Below are 18,583 nucleotides of genomic sequence, written 5' to 3'. Positions count from 1 at the left end.
GCTCCATACCCGTCCAACGGCCCGCCCCCGCACACCCGTTCCCCCACGCCCTCGGTTCACCCGACCGAGTGAACGCGTGCCGTCCCGTGGTGCGGTCGGTCCGTGGATGCGCCTCGTTTCCCCCTCGGGGCGCGCCGCAGTACGTTCGAAACAGGAGTGGTGAACCGATGCGTACGGGCAGTGAACCGGCCACCGCGCGCAGTGCCCTGCGGGCGCGGTTCTGGCTGAGCCTGTGGGGGCTGGTCTGGGCGGTCTTCGGCACGGCCGTCTTCGCGCTCACGGGGCACTTCGGCTGGGCGCTCGCCTGCGGGGTGCTGTGGCTCGTCGTCACGGCCGACCTGACGGTGATCCTCCGGCACCTCCGCCAGGGCCCGCACTACCAGCCGGGCCGGAACATCCCGCCGTACCTGCCACCGAGGCGCTGACCGCGCGGTCAGGAGTCGAAGCGCGCCTGCTGCAGGTACTCCGGGTTCGGGTCCAGGGCCGCCGCCAGCCGGAAATGGCGCCGGGCCTGGCCGGGGCAGCCCCGGCGCTCGTAGGTGCGGGCGAGGGCGAAGTGCGCGAACGCGTTGTCCGGCTCGCGCTCCAGGACGATGGTGAACTCCAGCTCGGCCGGACGCAGTTGCGCCGCCGCGAAGAAGGCACGCGCGCGCAGCAGCCGTGCGGCGGTGTTCTCGGGGTGGGCGCCGATGACACCGTCGAGCAGTTTCACCGCGCCGCGCGGGTCCCGCGCCGCGAGCAGTTGCTCGGCGGCACGGAAGTCGATGACATCCGTCTCCGGAGTACGTCCGGTCGGACCGCTTGTCTCGGGCACGGCTGAGTCCTTCCCTCGCTGGAAGGGATCAACGCACGCGCCGGACCCGCTATTCCGTGTGCGCCCCGCTCACCAGTTCGTCCCAGACCTCCTTGACGCGCCGCCGCAGCTCCTGAAGCGGTACGTCGTTGTCGACGACCACGTCCGCGATCTCCCGGCGCTGCTCGCGCGTCGCCTGGGCGGCCATGCGGGCCCGTGCGTCCTGCTCGCTCATGCCGCGCAGCCGCACCAGCCGGTCGAGCTGGGTGGCGGGGGCGGCGTCCACGACGATGACGAGGTCGTACAGCGGCGCCAGGCCGTTCTCCGTGAGCAGGGGGACGTCGTGGACGACGACGGCGTCCTCGGCGGCGGCCTCCTCGAGGGCACTGGAGCGCTCGCGGACCAGGGGGTGCACGATGCCGTTCAGGACGGCCAGCTTCTCGGGGTCGGCGAACACGATCGAGCCGAGTTTCGGCCGGTCCAGGCTGCCGTCCTCGGCCAGGACGTCCTCGCCGAACGCCGCCACGACCGCGGCGAGCCCCGGTGTTCCGGGGGCGACGACCTCGCGCGCGATCCGGTCGGCGTCGATCAGTACGGCACCGTGCTCGACGAGGAGCCGTGACACCTCGCTCTTGCCGGCGCCGATCCCGCCGGTCAGGCCAACCCTCAGCATGAGCGGAAGCTTAGAGGGTGCCGGTCACGGCGTCAGCCGTCGCCCTCCCGCTCGGCGAGGAACCGTTCGAACTCGCGGCCGATCTCGTCGGCGGAGGGGATCTCGACGGGTTCGGCGAGCATGTTGCCCCGGGTCTCGGCACCGGCGGCCGCGTCGTACTGGTGCTCCAGGCCCTGGACGAGGGCGATGAGCTCCTCGTCGCCCTCCTGGATCTGCCGGTCGATCTCCGTCTGGGTGCGGTGGGCGTCCGTGCGCAGGGAGTGCGCGATGCCCGGCAGGACCAGGCCGGTCGCCGCGGTGATCGCCTCCAGGACGGTCAGCGCCGCGTCCGGGTACGCGGAGCGGGCGACGTAGTGCGGGACGTGCGCGGCGACGCCGAGCACGTCGTGGCCGGCCTGCGCGAGCCGGTACTCGACGAGTGCCTCCGCGCTGCCGGGAACCTGCGCCTCCTCGAAGGGGCTGCGATGACCCGGCACGAGGTCGGTCCGGCTGCCGTGCGGGGTGATGCCGACCGGCCGGGTGTGCGGGACGCCCATGGGAATGCCGTGGAAGCTCACCGACAGGCGGACGCCCAGCCGCTCCACGATCTGCCCCACGGCCGCGGCGAAGCGCTCCCACTCCACGTCCGGCTCGGGGCCGGACAGGAACAGGAAGGGCGCCCCGGTGGCGTCCTGGACGAGCCGCACCTCGATGGTGGGTTCCTCGTAGTCCGTCCAGGTGTCCCGCTTGAAGGTCAGCAGCGGCCGGCGGGCCCGGTAGTCCACGAGCCGGTCGTGGTCGAAGCGGGCGACGACCTGGTGGGGCAGCGAATCGAGCACCTGGTCGACGATCTGGTCGCCGGTCTCCCCGGCGTCGATGTATCCGTCGAAGTGGTACAGCATGACCAGTCCGGCCGACTCCTGGGCGAGTGCCATGTCGACGACGGCAAGGCCCTTCGGCTCCCAGGTGTACAAATCCTGCGGATCAAGCACAGTGACCGCTCCCCTCCTCGTGTTCGTATGTCACAACACCCTTGTGGGGTGGGGCATTCCCGGAGGGAAGCACTGAAGGGGCCGCACCTCGAAAGGTGCGGCCCCTCAGTCAACCGTCGTGCTTCAACCGCTGTGCGTCAGCGGCCGGTGCAGAGCTTCAGCTCTGGCCGCCGGCCAGCTTCTCGCGCAGCGCGGCCAGCGCCTCGTCCGACGCCAGGGCGCCGGAGTTGTCGCCGCCCTCGGAGGAGTACGAGCCGCCGCCACCGCCGCCACCGGACGCGGCCTGAGCCGCACCCGCGGTGTCGACGCCCTCGGCAGCGGCCTTCTCGTCCGCCTCGCGGGACTTGATGACCTGCGCCTGGTGCTGCTCGAAGCGCTGCTGGGCCTCGGCGTACTGCGTCTCCCAGGCCTCGCGCTGGGTCTCGTAGCCCTCGAGCCAGTCGTTGGTCTCGGGGTCGAAGCCCTCGGGGTAGATGTAGTTGCCCTGGTCGTCGTAGGACGCGGCCATGCCGTACAGGGTCGGGTCGAACTCGACCGTGGACGGGTCGGCACCGAAGGCCTCGTTGGCCTGCTTCAGCGAGAGGCTGATGCGGCGGCGCTCGAGGTCGATGTCGATGACCTTGACGAAGATCTCGTCGTTGACCTGGACGACCTGCTCCGGGATCTCCACGTGGCGCTCGGCCAGCTCGGAGATGTGGACCAGACCCTCGATGCCCTCGTCCACGCGGACGAACGCACCGAACGGAACCAGCTTCGTGACCTTGCCGGGCACGACCTGGCCGATCTGGTGGGTGCGGGCGAACTGCTGCCACGGGTCTTCCTGGGTCGCCTTCAGCGACAGGGAGACACGCTCGCGGTCCATGTCGACGTCGAGGACCTCGACGGTGACCTCCTGGCCGACCTCGACAACCTCGGACGGGTGGTCGATGTGCTTCCAGGACAGCTCGGAGACGTGGACCAGACCGTCGACGCCACCCAGGTCCACGAAGGCACCGAAGTTGACGATCGAGGAGACGACGCCGGAACGGACCTGACCCTTCTGGAGGGTCGTGAGGAACGTCTGGCGGACCTCGGACTGGGTCTGCTCCAGCCAGGCACGGCGGGACAGGACCACGTTGTTGCGGTTCTTGTCCAGCTCGATGATCTTCGCCTCGAGCTCCTTGCCCACGTAGGGCTGGAGGTCGCGGACGCGGCGCATCTCGACCAGGGAGGCCGGGAGGAAGCCGCGGAGGCCGATGTCGAGGATGAGACCACCCTTGACGACCTCGATGACGGTACCGGTGACGATGCCGTCCTCTTCCTTGATCTTCTCGATGGTGCCCCAGGCCCGCTCGTACTGGGCACGCTTCTTCGAGAGGATCAGGCGGCCTTCCTTGTCCTCCTTCTGGAGAACAAGGGCCTCGATCTCGTCACCGACGGCGACGACCTCGTTGGGGTCGACGTCGTGCTTGATCGAGAGCTCTCGGCTCGGGATGACACCTTCGGTCTTGTAACCGATGTCGAGCAGGACCTCGTCCCGGTCGACCTTCACGATGACGCCGTCGACGATGTCGCCGTCGTTGAAGTACTTGATCGTCTCGTCGATCGCGGCGAGGAAGGCTTCCTCGTTACCGATGTCGTTGACCGCAACCTGCGGGGTGGTGGCGGTGGTCTCGGTGCTGCTCGTCATGTGGGAAAGGGCTCCGGTACGGACATTGAAGTCGTAGGTACTGCTTACGCCGGGAGCCCGTTTCGCTCTGCAGAAGCCGGACAGCCAAGGAAGCGTCACCGAAAACCACTGGTGACGCCTCGAGAACCGAGGGGACATACAACAGATGCGAGCGCGACCTGCTACGTCTGAGGTGCGCAGGCCCGCAGCGCAACTTGTAGCATACGGGGGCAGCCGGGCAGGGTCAATGCGCGAAGCCGCACACCCGGGGCGGATCGTCGCATACCCGGCACAAAAGCCGTCTCCCGAGGCCACACGGACCCCTGGATGCCCCCTGCGTGACACGAGGGGCGGGCGGCACGGAAGAGCCCGCAGACTAGTACGAGGGAGCCGGTCATCCAAGAGGGAGTCGAAGCATCCGAACCCGAGGCCACCCGGCGTGCCGCCGGTGTCACGGAGAGTTCCCGCGCCAACCGCGGCTGGTGGGACCGGAACGCGGACGAGTACCAGACCGAGCACGGCACCTTCCTCGGCGACGACCGCTTCGTGTGGTGTCCCGAGGGCCTGGACGAGGTGGAGGCCGAGCTGCTCGGCCCGCCGGAGGAGCTGAAGGGCAAGGACATCCTGGAGATCGGCGCCGGCGCGGCCCAGTGCTCGCGCTGGCTGACCGCACAGGGTGCCCGTCCGGTGGCCCTCGACCTCTCCCACCGCCAGCTCCAGCACGCCCTGCGCATCGGCGTCGCGTTCCCCCTGGTGTGCGCCGACGCGTCGGTGCTGCCCTTCGCGGACGGCTCGTTCGACCTGGCGTGCTCGGCGTACGGGGCGCTGCCCTTCGTCGCCGACCCGCGGCTGGTGCTGCGGGAGGTGCGCCGGGTGCTGCGGCCCGGCGGCCGCTTCGTCTTCTCGGTCACGCACCCGCTGCGCTGGGCGTTCCCGGACGAGCCGGGCCCCGAGGGGCTGTCGGTCTCCGCCTCGTACTTCGACCGGACGCCGTACGTCGAGCAGGACGACGAGGGCCTCGCGGTGTACGTCGAGCACCACAGGACGCTCGGTGACCGGGTGCGGGACGTGGTGACGTCCGGGTTCCGGCTGGTGGACCTGGTGGAGCCGGAGTGGCCGGACTGGAACACCTCGGAGTGGGGCGGCTGGTCGCCGCTGCGCGGGCAGCTGGTCCCGGGGACGGCGATCTTCGTCTGCGAGCGCGACTGAGCCGCACCGGGAGCCGGGTCCACGCGCGCGTGGAGGGCGCCTTCGCGGACGTACGACACTGGGGGCGTGATCCGTTACGACGCCCTGGACGCGCTGCCCGTGCGCGGCGCCCTGCCCGCGCTGCACGACGCCCTGGAGGGGCACGGCACGGCGGTGCTGGTCGCGCCGTCCGGTACCGGCAAGACGACGCTGGTGCCGCTGGCGCTGGCCGGGCTGCTGGGCGGGGAGGGCGCTCCGGCGCGGCGCGTGGTGGTGGCCGAGCCGCGCCGGATCGCCGCACGGGCGGCGGCCCGGCGGATGGCGTGGCTGCTGGGTGAGAAGCCGGGCGCGAGTGTCGGGTACACCGTGCGCGGGGAGCGGGTCGTGGGGCGCCACGCGCGCGTGGAGGTCGTCACGACGGGCGTGCTGTTGCAGCGGCTCCAGCGGGACCAGGAGCTGACGGGCGTCGACGCGGTGGTGCTGGACGAGTGCCACGAGCGGCATCTGGACGCGGACACGTCGGCGGCGTTCCTGTGGGACGTACGGCAGGCCCTGCGGCCCGAGCTGCGGCTGGTGGCCGCGTCGGCCACGACCGACGCGGCGGGCTGGTCCCGGCTGCTGGGCGGCGCGCCGGTGGTCGAGGCGCACGGCGTGTCGTATCCCGTCGAGACCGTGTGGGCACCGCCGGCGCGTGCGGTGCGCCCGCCGCACGGGATGCGGGTGGACCCGGCGCTGCTCGCCCACGTGGCCTCCGTGGTGCGGCGGGCGCTGGCCGAGCGGGACGGGGACGTCCTGTGTTTCCTGCCGGGGGTGGGCGAGATCTCCCGTGTCGCCGGTCTGCTCGGGGCGCCGGCGGACGTGGATGTGCTCCAGGTGCACGGGCGGGCGCCCGCTGCCGTGCAGGACGCGGTGCTGGCGCCCGGGGCGCGGCGCAGGGTGGTGCTCGCGACCTCGGTGGCCGAGTCGTCGCTGACGGTCCCGGGCGTGCGGGTGGTCGTGGACGCGGGGCTGGCTCGGGAGCCGAGGGTGGACCACGCGCGCGGGCTGAGCGCCCTGACGACGGTACGGGCCTCGCGGGCGGCGGCGCGGCAGCGGGCGGGCCGCGCCGGACGCGAGGCGCCGGGGGTGGTGTACCGCTGCTGGGCGGAGGCGGAGGACGCCCGTCTGCCGCGGTTCCCGGCGCCGGAGATCAAGGTGGCCGACCTGACGGCGTTCGCGCTGCAGGCGGCCTGCTGGGGCGATCCGGACGCGTCCGGTCTGGCGCTGCTCGATCCGCCGCCCGGCGGGGCGATGGCGGCCGCCCGGTCGGTGCTGGAGGCGGTCGGCGCCGTGGACTCCGCGGGGCGCGCGACGGAGCGAGGCGTTCGCCTGTCCCGCCTCGGCCTGCACCCCCGGCTGGGCCGGGCACTCCTGGACGCGGCGGAGCCGAGCGCGGGGGTTGCGCCCCGGGCCGCCTCGGGGGCGGCGGCGCCCGCGGGCCGCTCGGGTGCTCGTCCTGCGGGTACGGGCGCCTCGCCGACGGAGACCCCGGCACCGCGACACGCCGCCGGAGGCACCGCACGACCGGCCGCCGCCGGGGCCCGAGTCCCCGGGGCGGGCGGCTTCGGGAGCGGTGGGGCCGAGGTGGTGGCCGAGGTGGTGGGCCTGTTGAGCGAGGAGGCGCCGCGGGAGTACGGGGACGACCTCGTGTCCGTACTGCGGGCCGCCAGGCGCGGAGGAGACGCGTACGGAGCCCGGTGGCGGGCCGAGGTGCGGCGACTGAGGGCCGCTGCGGTGGACGGCGACGACCGGCGGAGACAGCGCGCCACCGCGAAAGGTGACGACAGCGGACCGGGCCAGCGCGCCACCGCGGAGGACGGCGACAAGCGGCGGAGACAGCCCGCCACCGCGAAAGGTGACGACAGCGGACCGGCCCAGCGCGCCACCGCGGAGGACGGCGACAAGCGGCGGAGACAGCGCGCCACCGCGAAAGGTGACGACAGCGGACCGGGCCAGCGCGCCACCGTGGAGGACGGCGACGACCGGCGCGGACAGCGCGCCACCGCGGAAGGTGACGACAGCGGACCGGGCCAGCGCGCCGCCGTGGAGGATGGCGACGACCGGCGCGGACAGCGTGCCGCCGTCGAGGGTGGCGACGGCGGGCGGGTTGGTGAGGGTGTTCTCGCCGGGCTGGTTGCCGCGCTGGCGTTTCCGGAGCGGGTGGCCAGGAAGGACGGCGGTTCGTATCTGATGGTTTCCGGCACCCGGGCGGAACTTCCGCAGGCGTCGGCACTGCGCGGGGCGCCGTGGATCGCCGTCGCCGTGGCCGACCGGCCCGTGGGAAGGGGGCACGCGCGCGTGCAGCTCGGCGCGGCTGTCGACGAGGAGACGGCCCGGCTCGCAGCGGGGGCGCTGCTGACGGAGCGCGACGAGGTGCACTGGGCCGACGGCGACGTGGTGGCCCGGCGGGTCGAACGGCTCGGGGCGGTGGAACTCGCGGTGCGGCCCCTCGCCGACGCCGACCCCGTACTCGTGCGGGGCGCCCTGCTGGAGGGGCTGCGGCGGGAGGGGCTCGGGCTGCTGCGGCGTTCGGCCGACGCCGGCCTGCTGCGCAAGCGGCTCGCGTTCCTGCGGCACCGGCTGGGCGAGCCCTGGCCGGACGTCACCGACGACGCCCTGCTCGCGCGCGCGGACGAGTGGCTGGAGCCCGAGCTGAGCCGGGCCCGGCGGCGGGCCGACCTGGGGCGGATCGACGCCGCGCAGGCGCTGACGCGCTTGCTGCCCTGGGCCTCGGGGGAGGCGGCGCGGCTGGACGAGCTGGCCCCCGAGCGGATCCTCGTCCCCAGTGGGTCCAGGATCCGGATCGACTACGACGACCCCGAACAGCCCGTGCTCGCGGTGAAGTTGCAGGAGATGTTCGGGCTCCAGCGGTCCCCCGAGATCGCCGGGGTGCCGCTCCTGGTGCATCTCCTGTCCCCCGCCGGCCGGCCGGCCGCGGTCACCGCCGACCTGGCCTCGTTCTGGAAGGACGGCTACACCGGCGTACGGGCGGAGCTGCGCGGCCGGTATCCGAAGCATCCGTGGCCCGAGGACCCGGCCACGGCGGAGCCGACCCGGTACACGAAGGCCCGGCTCGGCAAGTGACCGCGGCCCGGCGGGGCGGGAAGTGCCTCGCCGGGCGGACGGTGGCGGTGCCTACGCCTCAGGTCCGGTCGACGGCTCGGTGGAGGGGGTGGTCGAGGGACCGGTCGACGGGTCCGGCGTCGGGTCGGCCGCCTTGGCCACCTTCAGGGTGATGTCGAGCGCGGCGCCGCCCGGCGTGGTGAGGCGCAGGATGTACGTGCCCTCCGCGTCGTCGGCGTACAGCTTCGGCAGCTCCAGCAGGCCCTTGGCGTCGGTCTTCCGGCCGGTCAGCGTACGGACGGCCGTTCCGTCGGCGTCCTTGAAGTAGGGGCCCTTGTCGTTCTCGGCCGGGTCGTCCTCGGACTTGATGAGGGTCGCGGTGACGGCGACCTGGTCCGCGACGACACCCTTGAGCGTGGCCTTCACCTCGATCGGGTCGGCGAACTCGCCGCCCGGCGTGCACGTCAGCTCGGTCTCGGTGGTGCGGGTGAGGGCGTCGGCGACGCGCTCGGTGACGGTGGCCTTGTAGTCGAGGCCCGGGACGGTACGGCCGATGACGGTGGCGCGGACGGTGAACCCGCCGGTCTGCTCGCCCGCCACCAGCGCGGGCGCGACGGCCACGCCGGAGGCGTCGGTGGTGACCGCGGCGACCTTCTCACCGCCGGTGAAGGTGGCGTCCGTGTCGCCGAGGACGGTGAAGCGGACGCGCACCTTGCCGACGGCCTCTCCGGCCTTGGTCTCGGCGCGGGTGCTGATCTTCTCGGCGAACGTGTCGCCCGCGATCGCGCTGAACCCCGTGGCGCCGGCGTTCTCCAGGTGGTGAACGGTGTCGGTGGGCGTGGGGGTCTCGGTCGGCGGCGCCGGGTCCGTGGGCGGCGTGGAGGGGCTGGTGCTCGGGCCTCCGGGATCGGGATCGGTGGGCCTGCCCGACGCCGGCGGCTTGCTCGGGCTCGGGTCCGGACTGGGCGTCGCCGTGCCGGGGGTCTGGGGCCGGCTGCTCGCGCCCGTGCCGCGCCCCCGGGAACCGGTGCCGGTGCCGGTGGTGGCGTCGTCGCTGCGGCCGACCGGGAGGCTGCCGGTGCCGTCCGGGATCTCGTGGGTGCCCTTGCGGTAGTACTCCAGCCACGACAGGACCGTGTGCAGGTAGTCCTGCGAGTTGTTGTAGCTGAGGATCGCGCGCTTCAGGTCGGCCTGGTCGGCCAGGTCCCAGCTGTAGCGGCACAGGTAGTGGCCGGCGGCGAGGGCGGCGTCGTAGACGTTGTTGGGGTCTGCCTTGCCGTCGCCGTTGCCGTCGCGGCCCGCCCACGCCCAAGTGGACGGGATGAACTGCATCGGGCCGACGGCGTTGTCGTACCTGCTGTTGCCGTCGTAGACGCCGTTGTCGGTGTCCTGGATGAGCGCGAAGCCGTTGCCGTCGAGCTGCGGGCCGATGATGCGGCCGATGGTGGTGCCGTCGGCGTCCACGCGGCCGCCGCGGGCCTGGCCGGACTCCACCTTGCCGATGGCGGCGAGCAGTTGCCACGGCAGGTTGCAGCCGGGCTTGGCCCGGCGCAGCTCGGACTCGGCCTTCTTGTAGGCGTCGAGGACGGTCGCGGGGATGCCGGCCTCGGACGAGCCGCGCGAGGCGGGGGTGCCCGTGGTCGGAGCCGGGCTGGGGCTGTTGAGGGGCGGCAGGTCGGTGTAGTAGCGCGAGTTGCCGGTGGCGCTCTCCTCGGGGGGAGTGTCGGACGTCGGCGCGTTGTCGGCGGTGGTCTGTCTGCCGTTGCCGTCGGCCGTGACGTCCGGGGCCTGGGACGCGGACAGGGCCGCGACCGCGACCGCCGCCACGGTGGTGGTGACCGCCGCCTTGCGGAGCCTCCTGTCGAAATGCGCCGCCATAGAGTGAACCCCTCCCCTGGACGCCCGTGCGTCCGTCTCCGTCCGTGTTCTGCTGTCGTGCTCGCCCGTCGTACCCGCTGTATCCGCCCTGTTGGGACGAGCGACCGGTGCGAACGGTTGCACCGCCGTCCCGCGAGCACCGTGGTCGTCAGTTCGACCAGTACGGTGCCGCAGGCGACCCTACGGCAACTTTCTTTGCACGGGCACCCGTTCCTGCCCGACATTCACCACTTGGCCATATGAGGGGTTCTGTTGTCGTTCGCCCTCGGTCGTCCGGCAGGCATGCCGCCCGGGGCCGCCGTCAGTACGGAGCCGGGCCGCCGGGACGGGTGCCGAGGGTGTCGGCGGGCGCGACGAACACGGTGAAGGTGTGGGCGGGCCGGGGCCGCGGCAGCAGGGCGAGGGCCAGCGCGAGGTAACCGCGGGCCAGGTCGGCCCAGAGCTGCCAGGCGGGTGGTCCCTGCGGGGTGGCGGTCGCGGGGGCCCGGTGGGCGAGCCTGCGGCGGAGGTCCGTCGCGGTGCGGTGCAGGACCGTCGTGACGGTGGCGGGGATGCGGCCGGTACTTGCGCCCGGTGCGAAGACCGGGACCGGGAGGAGTGGCACGCGGGCGGGTCCGTCGGTGCGTGCCCGTGCCGGTTTCGTCCGGTGGTGGAGCATGCGTATACCCATGCCCGCATCCTCACGGGAGACCGGGGCGGGGGCGTTTCCTCGGGGGCCACCGGAGTGACGGGGCGGGCCGGGCGGCGCTGGGGACGGGTGCGCAGCCCGGCGCCGACGGGGTGACCGGCGCGGGCGGGGCGGGGGTGCGCAGCCCGGCGGTGCGGGGTGCCTCCCCCAGTGCCTGAACGGCCTGGGAGGTGCCCCACCGCCCACCCGTGCCGCCTGGGGGTACCTCCCAGGCCCTTTAGGCACTGGGGGAGGCACGACTGCCCGCAGCGGCGGTGGGTGGGGGTGCACGACTGCCCGCAGCGGCGGCGGGCGGGGGCGGCTAGTGCGCTGCCGACTCCCAGTCCGGGCCCGCGCCCACGGAGACGCCCAGCGGCACGCTGAGCTGCACCGCGTCGGCCATTTCGCGGCGGACCAGCTCCTCCGCCGCGGCGCGCTCGCCCGGAGCGATCTCCAGGACGATTTCGTCGTGGACCTGGAGGAGCATGCGGGACTTGAGGTCGGCCTCGCGCAGCGCCTTGTCCACGTTGAGCATGGCGATCTTGACGATGTCGGCCGCCGTGCCCTGGATCGGCGCGTTCAGGGCCATCCGCTCGGCCGCCTCGCGGCGCTGGCGGTTGTCGCTGTTGAGGTCGGGGAGGTAGCGGCGGCGGCCGAAGAGGGTCGCCGTGTATCCCGTGGCCCGTGCCTCGTCGACGACCCGGCGCAGATAGTCGCGCACGCCGCCGAAGCGCTCGAAGTAGGCGTCCATCAGGCCGCGGGCCTCGGCCGCCTCGATGTTCAGCTGCTGGGAGAGGCCGAAGGCGGACAGCCCGTACGCGAGTCCGTAGGACATGGCCTTGATCTTGCGGCGCATCTCCGCGTCCACGGCCGACTGCTCGACGGAGAAGACCTGGGCCGCCGCGGTGGTGTGCAGGTCCTCGCCGGACGTGAACGCCTCGGTCAGGCCCGCGTCCTCGGACAGGTGGGCCATCACGCGCAGCTCGATCTGGCTGTAGTCGGCCGTCATCAGGGACTCGAATCCCTCGCCGACCACGAAGCCGCGGCGGATGGCCCGGCCCTCGTCGGTGCGGACCGGGATGTTCTGCAGGTTCGGGTCCGTGGAGGAGAGGCGGCCGGTCGCGGCGACCGTCTGGTTGAACGTGGTGTGGATGCGGCCGTCCGCGGCGATCGTCTTGATCAGGCCCTCCACCGTGACGCGCAGCTTGGCCTGCTCGCGGTGGCGGAGCATGATCACCGGCAGTTCGTTGTCCGTCTGGGCGGCGAGCCAGGCCAGGGCGTCGGCGTCGGTGGTGTAGCCGGTCTTGGTCTTCTTGGTCTTCGGCAGGTTCAGCTCGCCGAAGAGGACCTCCTGGAGCTGCTTGGGCGAGCCCAGGTTGAACTCGCGTCCGGCCGCCGCGTGGGCCTCCTTGACCGCCTGCTGGACGGCGCCCGCGAACATCTGCTCCATGGCCTGGAGGTGCTCCCGGTCGGCCGCGATGCCGTGCCGCTCCATGCGGGCGAGCAGCGCGGACGTGGGCAGCTCCATGTCGCGCAGCAGGTCGCCGGCGCCCACGTCGGCCAGGCGGCTCTCGAAGGTCTCGCCCAGGTCGAGGATGGCGCGGGCCTGCACCATCAGCACCTCGGCCTCGGCGCCCTCGTCCGCGCCGAAGGCGAGCTGTCCGTCGGCCGCGGCGGCGGGGGCCAGCTCGCGGTGCAGGTACTCCAGGGACAGCGCGTCCAGGTCGAAGGAGCGGCGGCCCGGCTTGACCAGGTAGGCGGCCAGCGCGGTGTCCATGCCCACGCCGGCGACGCTCCAGCCGTGCTCGGCGAAGACGCGCATCGCGCCCTTGGCGTTGTGGAAGACCTTCGGCCGGTCCGGGTCGCAGAGCCAGGAGCGGAACGCGGTCTCGTCGGCCTCGTCGATCTCCGTCGGGTCGAACCAGGCGGCCTTGCCGTCGGAGGCGGCGAGCGCGACCTCGGCCACCGAGCCGGTGCCCAGGGCCCAGGTGCCGACGGTGGCCACGCCGAGCGGCCGCGCGCCGTGCTCGGCGAGCCAGCCGGCCAGCTCGCCGGTGCCCAGCACGGTGCCGTCCAGCTCCACGCCGTCCGCGACCACCGGGGTGGCCTCGGCCTCCTCGGCGCCCGGGTCGACGGCGTAGAGCCGCTCGCGCAGCGAGGGATTGCGGATCTCCAGGGTGTCCAGGATCACCGCGACGCCCTTGCGGTCGTACGCCGTCCGCTCCAGGTCGGTGACGGTCCTCGGCAGCTCGACCCGCCGCTCCAGCTCGGTGAGCCGGCGGTTGAGCTTCACGGACTCCAGGTGGTCGCGCAGGTTCTGCCCGGCCTTGCCCTTGACCTCGTCGACGCGCTCGACCAGCTCCGCAAACGATCCGAACTGGTTGATCCACTTCGCGGCGGTCTTCTCGCCGACGCCCGGGATGCCCGGCAGGTTGTCGGACGGGTCGCCGCGCAGCGCCGCGAAGTCGGGGTACTGGGCGGGGGTGAGCCCGTACTTCTCGAAGACCTTCTCCGGGGTGAAGCGGGTCAGCTCGGAGACGCCCTTGGTCGGATACAGGACCGTGGTGTGCTCGCTGACCAGCTGGAAGGAGTCCCGGTCGCCGGTGACGATCAGGACGTCGAAGCCCTCGGCCTCGGCCTGGGTGGCGAGGGTGGCGATGACGTCGTCCGCCTCGAAGCCCCCGACGGCGAACCGGGGCACGTGCATGGAGTCGAGCAGCTCGCCGATCAGCTCGACCTGCCCCTTGAACTCGTCCGGGGTCTTGGAGCGGTTCGCCTTGTACTCGGTGAACTCCTCGGACCGCCAGGTCTTGCGGGAGACGTCGAACGCCACCGCGAAGTGCGTGGGCGCCTCGTCACGCAGGGTGTTGGCCAGCATCGACGCGAACCCGTAGATCGCGTTGGTCGGCTGGCCCGTCGCGGTCGTGAAGTTCTCCGCGGGCAGCGCGAAGAACGCGCGGTACGCCAGCGAGTGCCCGTCCATGAGCATCAGCCGCGGTCGGCCGCCGGAGGTGCTGTCGGTCTTCTTCGATGCTGTCTTCGCCACGACACCGATCCTGCCACGTGCCACTGACACTCGGCTCCGCCCTCGCCGTCCCGCCACGTCCCGCACCGTCCGGCGCCGGGCGCGCGGCGACGGCACCGCGGGTTCCGCAACCTTTGCTCACCGCCTCCGCCCCTCCCGGACGGCCTCGGTGTCGGCAGCGCGTGCGAGGATCGGAGACGTACTTCACACGTGTACGCGAAGGAGCGCGCGATGGCCACCAAGCCGCCCAAGGGTGATCCGGTTCAGGACGCGCCGCAGGTCTCGGAGCCCCAGCACGCGGCGGCGGGCATCCCGGCCATCGGCCACACCCTGCGGGTCGCGCAGCGGCAGATGGGTGTGCGGCGCACGGCGCTGACGCTCCTGCGCGTCAATCAGAAGGACGGCTTCGACTGCCCGGGCTGCGCCTGGCCGGAGGGGGACCACCGGCACAAGGCGGAGTTCTGCGAGAACGGCGCGAAGGCCGTGGCCGAGGAGGCCACCCTGCGCCGCGTCACCCCGGAGTTCTTCGCGGCGCACTCCGTGGCCGACCTCGCGACCCGCAGCGGCTACTGGCTGGGCCAGCAGGGCCGGCTGACGCACCCGGTGTACCTGCCGGAGGGCGGCGAGCACTACGAACCGGTCACCTGGGAGCGCGCCTTCGGCATCGTCGCGGAGGAGATCGCCGCGCTCGACTCGGCCGACGAGGCGGTCTTCTACACCTCGGGGCGCACCAGCAACGAGGCGGCGTTCCTGTACCAGCTCTTCGCACGCGAGCTGGGCACCAACAACCTGCCGGACTGCTCCAACATGTGCCACGAGTCGTCCGGCTCGGCGCTGTCCGAGACCATCGGCGTCGGCAAGGGCAGCGTCCTGCTGGAGGACCTGTACAAGTCCGACCTGATCATCGTGGCGGGCCAGAACCCGGGCACCAACCACCCGCGGATGCTCTCGGCCCTGGAGAAGGCGAAGGCGAACGGCGCGCGGATCATCAGCGTCAATCCGCTGCCCGAGGCGGGTCTGGAGCGCTTCAAGAACCCGCAGACCCCCAAGGGGCTCACCGCGGGCGCCTCCCTGACCGACCTGTTCCTGCAGATCCGCCTCGGCGGCGACCAGGCGCTGTTCCGGCTCCTCAACAAGCTGATCCTCGAGACGAAGGGCGCGGTCGACGAGGCCTTCGTCGAGGAACACACGCACGGCTACGAGGAGTTCGCCGCCGCGGCCCGCGCCGCCGACTGGGACGACACGCTCGCGGCGACGGGTCTCACGCGCGCGGAGATCGAGGAAGCGCTGCGCATGGTGCTCGCCTCGGAGCGCACCATCGTGTGCTGGGCGATGGGCCTGACCCAGCACAAGCACTCGGTGCCCACGATCCGCGAGGTGGTGAACTTCCTGCTGCTGCGCGGCAACATCGGCCGCCCGGGGGCGGGCGTGTGCCCGGTGCGCGGCCACTCCAACGTGCAGGGCGACCGCACGATGGGCATCTTCGAGCGGCCCGCGCCCGCCTTCCTGGACGCCCTGGAGAAGGAGTTCGGCTTCGCCCCGCCGCGCGAGCACGGCTACGACGTCGTACGGGCGATCCGCGCGCTGCGCGACGGCGAGGCGAAGGTCTTCTTCGCCATGGGCGGCAATTTCGTCTCCGCCTCCCCCGACACGGAGGTCACCGAGGCGGCCATGCGCCGCGCCCGGCTCACCGTGCACGTGTCGACGAAGCTGAACCGCTCGCACGCGGTCACGGGCGCGCGGGCGCTCATCCTGCCGACGCTGGGCCGCACGGAGCGTGATCTGCAGGGCGGCGGCGAGCAGTTCGTGACCGTCGAGGACTCCATGGGCATGGTGCACGCCTCGCGCGGCCGTCTGGAGCCCGCGAGCGGGCAGTTGCTGTCCGAGCCCGCGATCGTGTGCCGGCTGGCGCGGCGGGTGCTGGGCGAGGAGAGCCGCACGCCGTGGGAGGAGTTCGAGAAGGACTACGCCACGATCCGCGACCGCATCGGGCGTGTCGTGCCGGGCTTCGAGGACTTCAACGCGCGCGTGGCGCACCCCGGGGGCTTCGCGCTGCCGCACGCCCCGCGCGACGAGCGCCGCTTCCCGACGGCCACCGGGAAGGCCAACTTCACCGCCGCTCCGGTCGAGTTCCCCGAGCTGCCCGAGGGGCGGCTGCTGCTGCAGACGCTGCGCTCGCACGACCAGTACAACACCACGATCTACGGCCTGGACGACCGTTACCGGGGGATCAGGAACGGCCGCCGCGTCGTCCTGGTCAACCCGGAGGACGCCCGGAAGCTGGGCGTCGAGGACGGCTCGTACGTCGACCTGGTGAGCGAGTGGCGGGACGGGGTGGAGCGGCGGGCGCCCGGCTTCCGCGTCGTGCGGTATCCGACGGCCCGGGGCTGCGCGGCGGCGTACTACCCGGAGACCAACGTGCTGGTGCCGCTGGACGCCACCGCGGACACCAGCAACACCCCGGCCAGCAAGTCCGTGGTCGTCCGTCTGGAACAATCGGCGACCGACTGAGCGTTTGCTCAGCGGACCGGCCGGCCGGCGCCTCCGAGCGAGCGGCCGGCCGGCGGACACGCAGACGGATCGACGAAACGGAGCCGGCCCATGGGCGAGCAGCAGCAGGTGCAGTTCCCGCAGGAGGTCATCGACGAGTACGCCGCGCTCGGGGTCGACCTGCCCGCGCTGTTCTCCGCCGGGCACCTGGGGACGCGCATGGGTGTCCAGATCGTCGAGGCGTCCGCGGACCGGGTCGTCGGCACGATGCCGGTGGAGGGCAACACCCAGCCGTACGGACTGCTGCACGGGGGCGCCTCGGCCGTGCTGGCCGAGACGCTCGGGTCGGTCGGCTCGATGCTGCACGGGGGCGCCTCCAAGATCGCCGTCGGGGTAGACCTGAACTGCACCCACCACCGCGGGGCCCGCTCCGGTCTGGTCACCGGGGTGGCGACGCCGGTGCACCGCGGCCGGTCAACGGCGACGTACGAGATCGTGATCAGCGACGAGCACAAGCGCCGGGTGTGCACCGCCCGGCTCACCTGCCTGCTGCGGGACGTGAGCCCCGGCGACGGAGTCCGGGCGGCCACGGCGGGCTAGGGGGCGTCCGGCGGGTCATGCCGCAGACGCGGGGTCCGGCACGCGAGCGCCAGGCGCCCACCGCGCCCTCCGCCCCCGCCAAGCCCGGCCCAGCGCAGCCCAGCCCAGCCTCAAGCATTGCCCCCTGCCGCCGGGCGCTCTAGCGTCGGGGCATGGGACGGGGAGGGGGCCCTCGGCCGGGGGCGGCGGCGCTTCGGCGCCGTGTCGTGCGGGGGCGGACCGTGCCCGGAGGGGGCGTACGCGCTCCCGCGGCCCCAACTCCCCACCCGGCCCGGGCCTTGGCCCGGACCCTGGCTCTGACGCTGCTGATCGGCGTCTCCGCCGCCGGGTGCGGCGGCGGCCCCGACGACCGAGCGGGCGGTTCCGCCGGTACCGCGCCCAGCGCTTCTGCGTCGTCCCCGTCGGGCGCGTCGTCCGGGCCCCCGCGCCCCTTGTCCGGCGCCGAGTTGTGCGTGAGCGCCGTCGGGTACTGGGCGCGCGAGATACTGGACGGCGGCGTGCCCTACGGCGACTATCAGTCGATGGGGCTGTCCAACCGGCAGTACGACATCCTGCGGGAGGTCGTGGCCGCGGCGCGGGCCGCGAAGCGGGAGCAAGGCACCCGCGCCGCAGGCGAGTTGGCCGAGCGCCAGGTGCGCCGGACGTGTGCCGAGCGGTACCGCGACGGCGGGCCGAGCGTCGGCCCGTGGCAGCGATGAGCGGCGTCGGACCGGTCGAGCCGGGCGAGGACACCCACGTCCAGGACGTCCCGCGGCCCCGCCCGCGCGGCCGACTGGCCCTGCGCTACGACCGCCACCGCCGGACCGTCCTCGCCTTGGCCGCCGCCCTCGTCGTCCTGTCCGGCGGCGGCTACCTGTACGCGAGCCGTCCGCAGCCGCCCCCCGCTCCCCCGCCGCCCTACCCGTCCCAGGCGGTCGACCTGGTCTACGTGGCCCCGCTGACCGGCTCGCCCGGGACCCGGGCCGCCGGCTACAGCTTCACGGTGCTGCTGAGCGTGCGCAGCGGGCCGCCCGTCACCGTGACGCGGCTGACCCAGCCCTACGACGGCCTGTCGGTGACCACCTCCCCCGCGGCACCTTTCCAGACAAATTCGCATTCCGCCCGCAAGATCATTGTCACGCTACGGGTGACGGAATGTGAAAAAGCGCCCCGGAATCCCGGGCTCCCTTTCCTGGATGTAACACTGCGTAATGTGCGCGCAATAGAAGCCCACAGTTTCATCCTGGGGTCGCGCTATGCGCAGGACCTCTCCCGGGCCCTTGAGGTCGCCTGCAGCAACGATTCGAGGTAATCACCAAAACGCCCCAGACGCCTGAACCGGGGCGGTCCGTCCTGCGGGTTCTCAGCATGCGGACAGGGCGAATCGGCCTGAATTCAGCCCTTCTTCCCAGCCAGTACCGCTCTGCAATACCCGGTGTCATAACAAGAGAGTCACAGCCTCAGTCAGACCCTCCTCCACCTTCCCCACACACGCTTAGAGTCACGGCCAGTCACCGCGCCGTCGGATTGTCATTTCGGCTCCGCGCTCGACTCGACCGCCTCCACGGG

General features: G+C 72.7%; 14 protein-coding genes. 7 read left to right on the top strand and 7 right to left on the bottom strand.

Going from position 1 to position 18,583, the window contains the following annotated elements:
* The first annotated feature begins 167 nt into the window (after positions 1 to 167).
* Positions 168 to 425, top strand: a complete 258-nt coding sequence (locus ACFV9J_RS08600) for a DUF6343 family protein (protein ID WP_361007619.1) — start codon at positions 168 to 170, stop codon at positions 423 to 425.
* Between the two features lie 8 nt (positions 426 to 433).
* Here the strand turns inward: ACFV9J_RS08600 and ACFV9J_RS08595 are convergent, their stop codons facing one another.
* The 4 genes from ACFV9J_RS08595 to rpsA all read right to left on the bottom strand — a co-directional run bounded on the left by ACFV9J_RS08595 (position 434) and on the right by rpsA (position 4,106).
* The gene (locus ACFV9J_RS08595) at positions 434 to 814 is read right to left on the bottom strand and encodes a M48 family metallopeptidase (protein WP_003976823.1); all 381 of its coding nucleotides are present in this window, start codon (positions 812 to 814) and stop codon (positions 434 to 436) included.
* Between the two features lie 49 nt (positions 815 to 863).
* On the bottom strand, positions 864 to 1,466 hold the full coding sequence (coaE, locus tag ACFV9J_RS08590; RefSeq protein WP_385351756.1) for a dephospho-CoA kinase: 603 nt from the start codon (positions 1,464 to 1,466) through the stop codon (positions 864 to 866).
* A gap of 32 nt (positions 1,467 to 1,498) precedes the next feature.
* Positions 1,499 to 2,437 carry a PAC2 family protein gene (locus ACFV9J_RS08585; RefSeq protein ID WP_385351753.1) on the bottom strand — a complete coding sequence of 313 codons (939 nt, stop codon included), beginning with the start codon at positions 2,435 to 2,437 and terminating at the stop codon, positions 1,499 to 1,501.
* Positions 2,438 to 2,594: 157 nt separating this feature from the next.
* Positions 2,595 to 4,106 (bottom strand): 30S ribosomal protein S1, encoded by a 1,512-nt coding sequence (gene rpsA / locus ACFV9J_RS08580; RefSeq protein ID WP_109031901.1) that lies wholly within the window; start codon positions 4,104 to 4,106, stop codon positions 2,595 to 2,597.
* A 375-nt stretch (positions 4,107 to 4,481) separates the two neighbouring features.
* On the opposite strand from rpsA, the gene ACFV9J_RS08575 reads away from it, so the two are divergent.
* Both ACFV9J_RS08575 and ACFV9J_RS08570 read left to right on the top strand, forming a co-directional pair.
* Entirely contained in the window at positions 4,482 to 5,294 is an 813-nt protein-coding gene (locus ACFV9J_RS08575; protein ID WP_385352226.1) for a class I SAM-dependent methyltransferase, read from the top strand.
* A gap of 66 nt (positions 5,295 to 5,360) precedes the next feature.
* Positions 5,361 to 8,396, top strand: a complete 3,036-nt coding sequence (locus ACFV9J_RS08570; RefSeq protein ID WP_385351749.1) for an ATP-dependent helicase C-terminal domain-containing protein — start codon at positions 5,361 to 5,363, stop codon at positions 8,394 to 8,396.
* A 51-nt stretch (positions 8,397 to 8,447) separates the two neighbouring features.
* Here the strand turns inward: ACFV9J_RS08570 and ACFV9J_RS08565 are convergent, their stop codons facing one another.
* The 3 genes from ACFV9J_RS08565 to polA all read right to left on the bottom strand — a co-directional run bounded on the left by ACFV9J_RS08565 (position 8,448) and on the right by polA (position 13,966).
* Positions 8,448 to 10,253 carry a lytic transglycosylase domain-containing protein gene (locus ACFV9J_RS08565; RefSeq protein WP_385351747.1) on the bottom strand — a complete coding sequence of 602 codons (1,806 nt, stop codon included), beginning with the start codon at positions 10,251 to 10,253 and terminating at the stop codon, positions 8,448 to 8,450.
* Between the two features lie 301 nt (positions 10,254 to 10,554).
* Positions 10,555 to 10,923, bottom strand: coding sequence for a hypothetical protein (locus ACFV9J_RS08560; RefSeq protein WP_385351744.1), 369 nt, complete (start codon positions 10,921 to 10,923; stop codon positions 10,555 to 10,557).
* 319 nt (positions 10,924 to 11,242) lie between these two features.
* Positions 11,243 to 13,966 carry a DNA polymerase I gene (gene polA / locus ACFV9J_RS08555; RefSeq protein ID WP_385351742.1) on the bottom strand — a complete coding sequence of 908 codons (2,724 nt, stop codon included), beginning with the start codon at positions 13,964 to 13,966 and terminating at the stop codon, positions 11,243 to 11,245.
* A 210-nt stretch (positions 13,967 to 14,176) separates the two neighbouring features.
* On the opposite strand from polA, the gene ACFV9J_RS08550 reads away from it, so the two are divergent.
* From ACFV9J_RS08550 to ACFV9J_RS08535, 4 genes are all read left to right on the top strand, one after another.
* Positions 14,177 to 16,456, top strand: a complete 2,280-nt coding sequence (locus ACFV9J_RS08550; protein WP_385351739.1) for an FdhF/YdeP family oxidoreductase — start codon at positions 14,177 to 14,179, stop codon at positions 16,454 to 16,456.
* Between the two features lie 90 nt (positions 16,457 to 16,546).
* Entirely contained in the window at positions 16,547 to 17,035 is a 489-nt protein-coding gene (locus ACFV9J_RS08545; protein ID WP_385351736.1) for a PaaI family thioesterase, read from the top strand.
* A gap of 452 nt (positions 17,036 to 17,487) precedes the next feature.
* A complete protein-coding gene (locus ACFV9J_RS08540) occupies positions 17,488 to 17,733 on the top strand; it encodes a hypothetical protein (protein WP_385351733.1) in 246 nt (81 codons plus the stop codon).
* On the top strand, positions 17,730 to 18,326 hold the full coding sequence (locus ACFV9J_RS08535; protein WP_385352224.1) for a Tat pathway signal sequence domain protein: 597 nt from the start codon (positions 17,730 to 17,732) through the stop codon (positions 18,324 to 18,326). Before ACFV9J_RS08540 ends, ACFV9J_RS08535 begins: the two co-directional genes overlap by 4 nt.
* The last annotated feature ends 257 nt before the right edge of the window (positions 18,327 to 18,583 follow it).

The organism is Streptomyces sp. NPDC059906 (genome assembly GCF_042730645.1).
GTDB classification, from domain to species: domain Bacteria; phylum Actinomycetota; class Actinomycetes; order Streptomycetales; family Streptomycetaceae; genus Streptomyces; species Streptomyces rubrogriseus.
Note: the sequence above shows the minus strand (reverse complement) of the source record. Positions and strands in the feature narration are given on the sequence as shown.

Bases quoted from the DNA above. Each gene is read 5' to 3' on its own strand.
- ACFV9J_RS08550 (WP_385351739.1), top strand. From the start codon at position 14,177: ATGGCCACCAAGCCGCCCAAGGGTGATCCGGTTCAGGACGCGCCGCAG.
- ACFV9J_RS08560 (WP_385351744.1), bottom strand. From the start codon at position 10,923: ATGGGTATACGCATGCTCCACCACCGGACGAAACCGGCACGGGCACGC.
- ACFV9J_RS08600 (WP_361007619.1), top strand. From the start codon at position 168: ATGCGTACGGGCAGTGAACCGGCCACCGCGCGCAGTGCCCTGCGGGCG.
- coaE (WP_385351756.1), bottom strand. From the start codon at position 1,466: ATGCTGAGGGTTGGCCTGACCGGCGGGATCGGCGCCGGCAAGAGCGAG.
- ACFV9J_RS08565 (WP_385351747.1), bottom strand. From the start codon at position 10,253: ATGGCGGCGCATTTCGACAGGAGGCTCCGCAAGGCGGCGGTCACCACC.
- ACFV9J_RS08535 (WP_385352224.1), top strand. From the start codon at position 17,730: ATGAGCGGCGTCGGACCGGTCGAGCCGGGCGAGGACACCCACGTCCAG.
- ACFV9J_RS08545 (WP_385351736.1), top strand. From the start codon at position 16,547: ATGGGCGAGCAGCAGCAGGTGCAGTTCCCGCAGGAGGTCATCGACGAG.
- rpsA (WP_109031901.1), bottom strand. From the start codon at position 4,106: ATGACGAGCAGCACCGAGACCACCGCCACCACCCCGCAGGTTGCGGTC.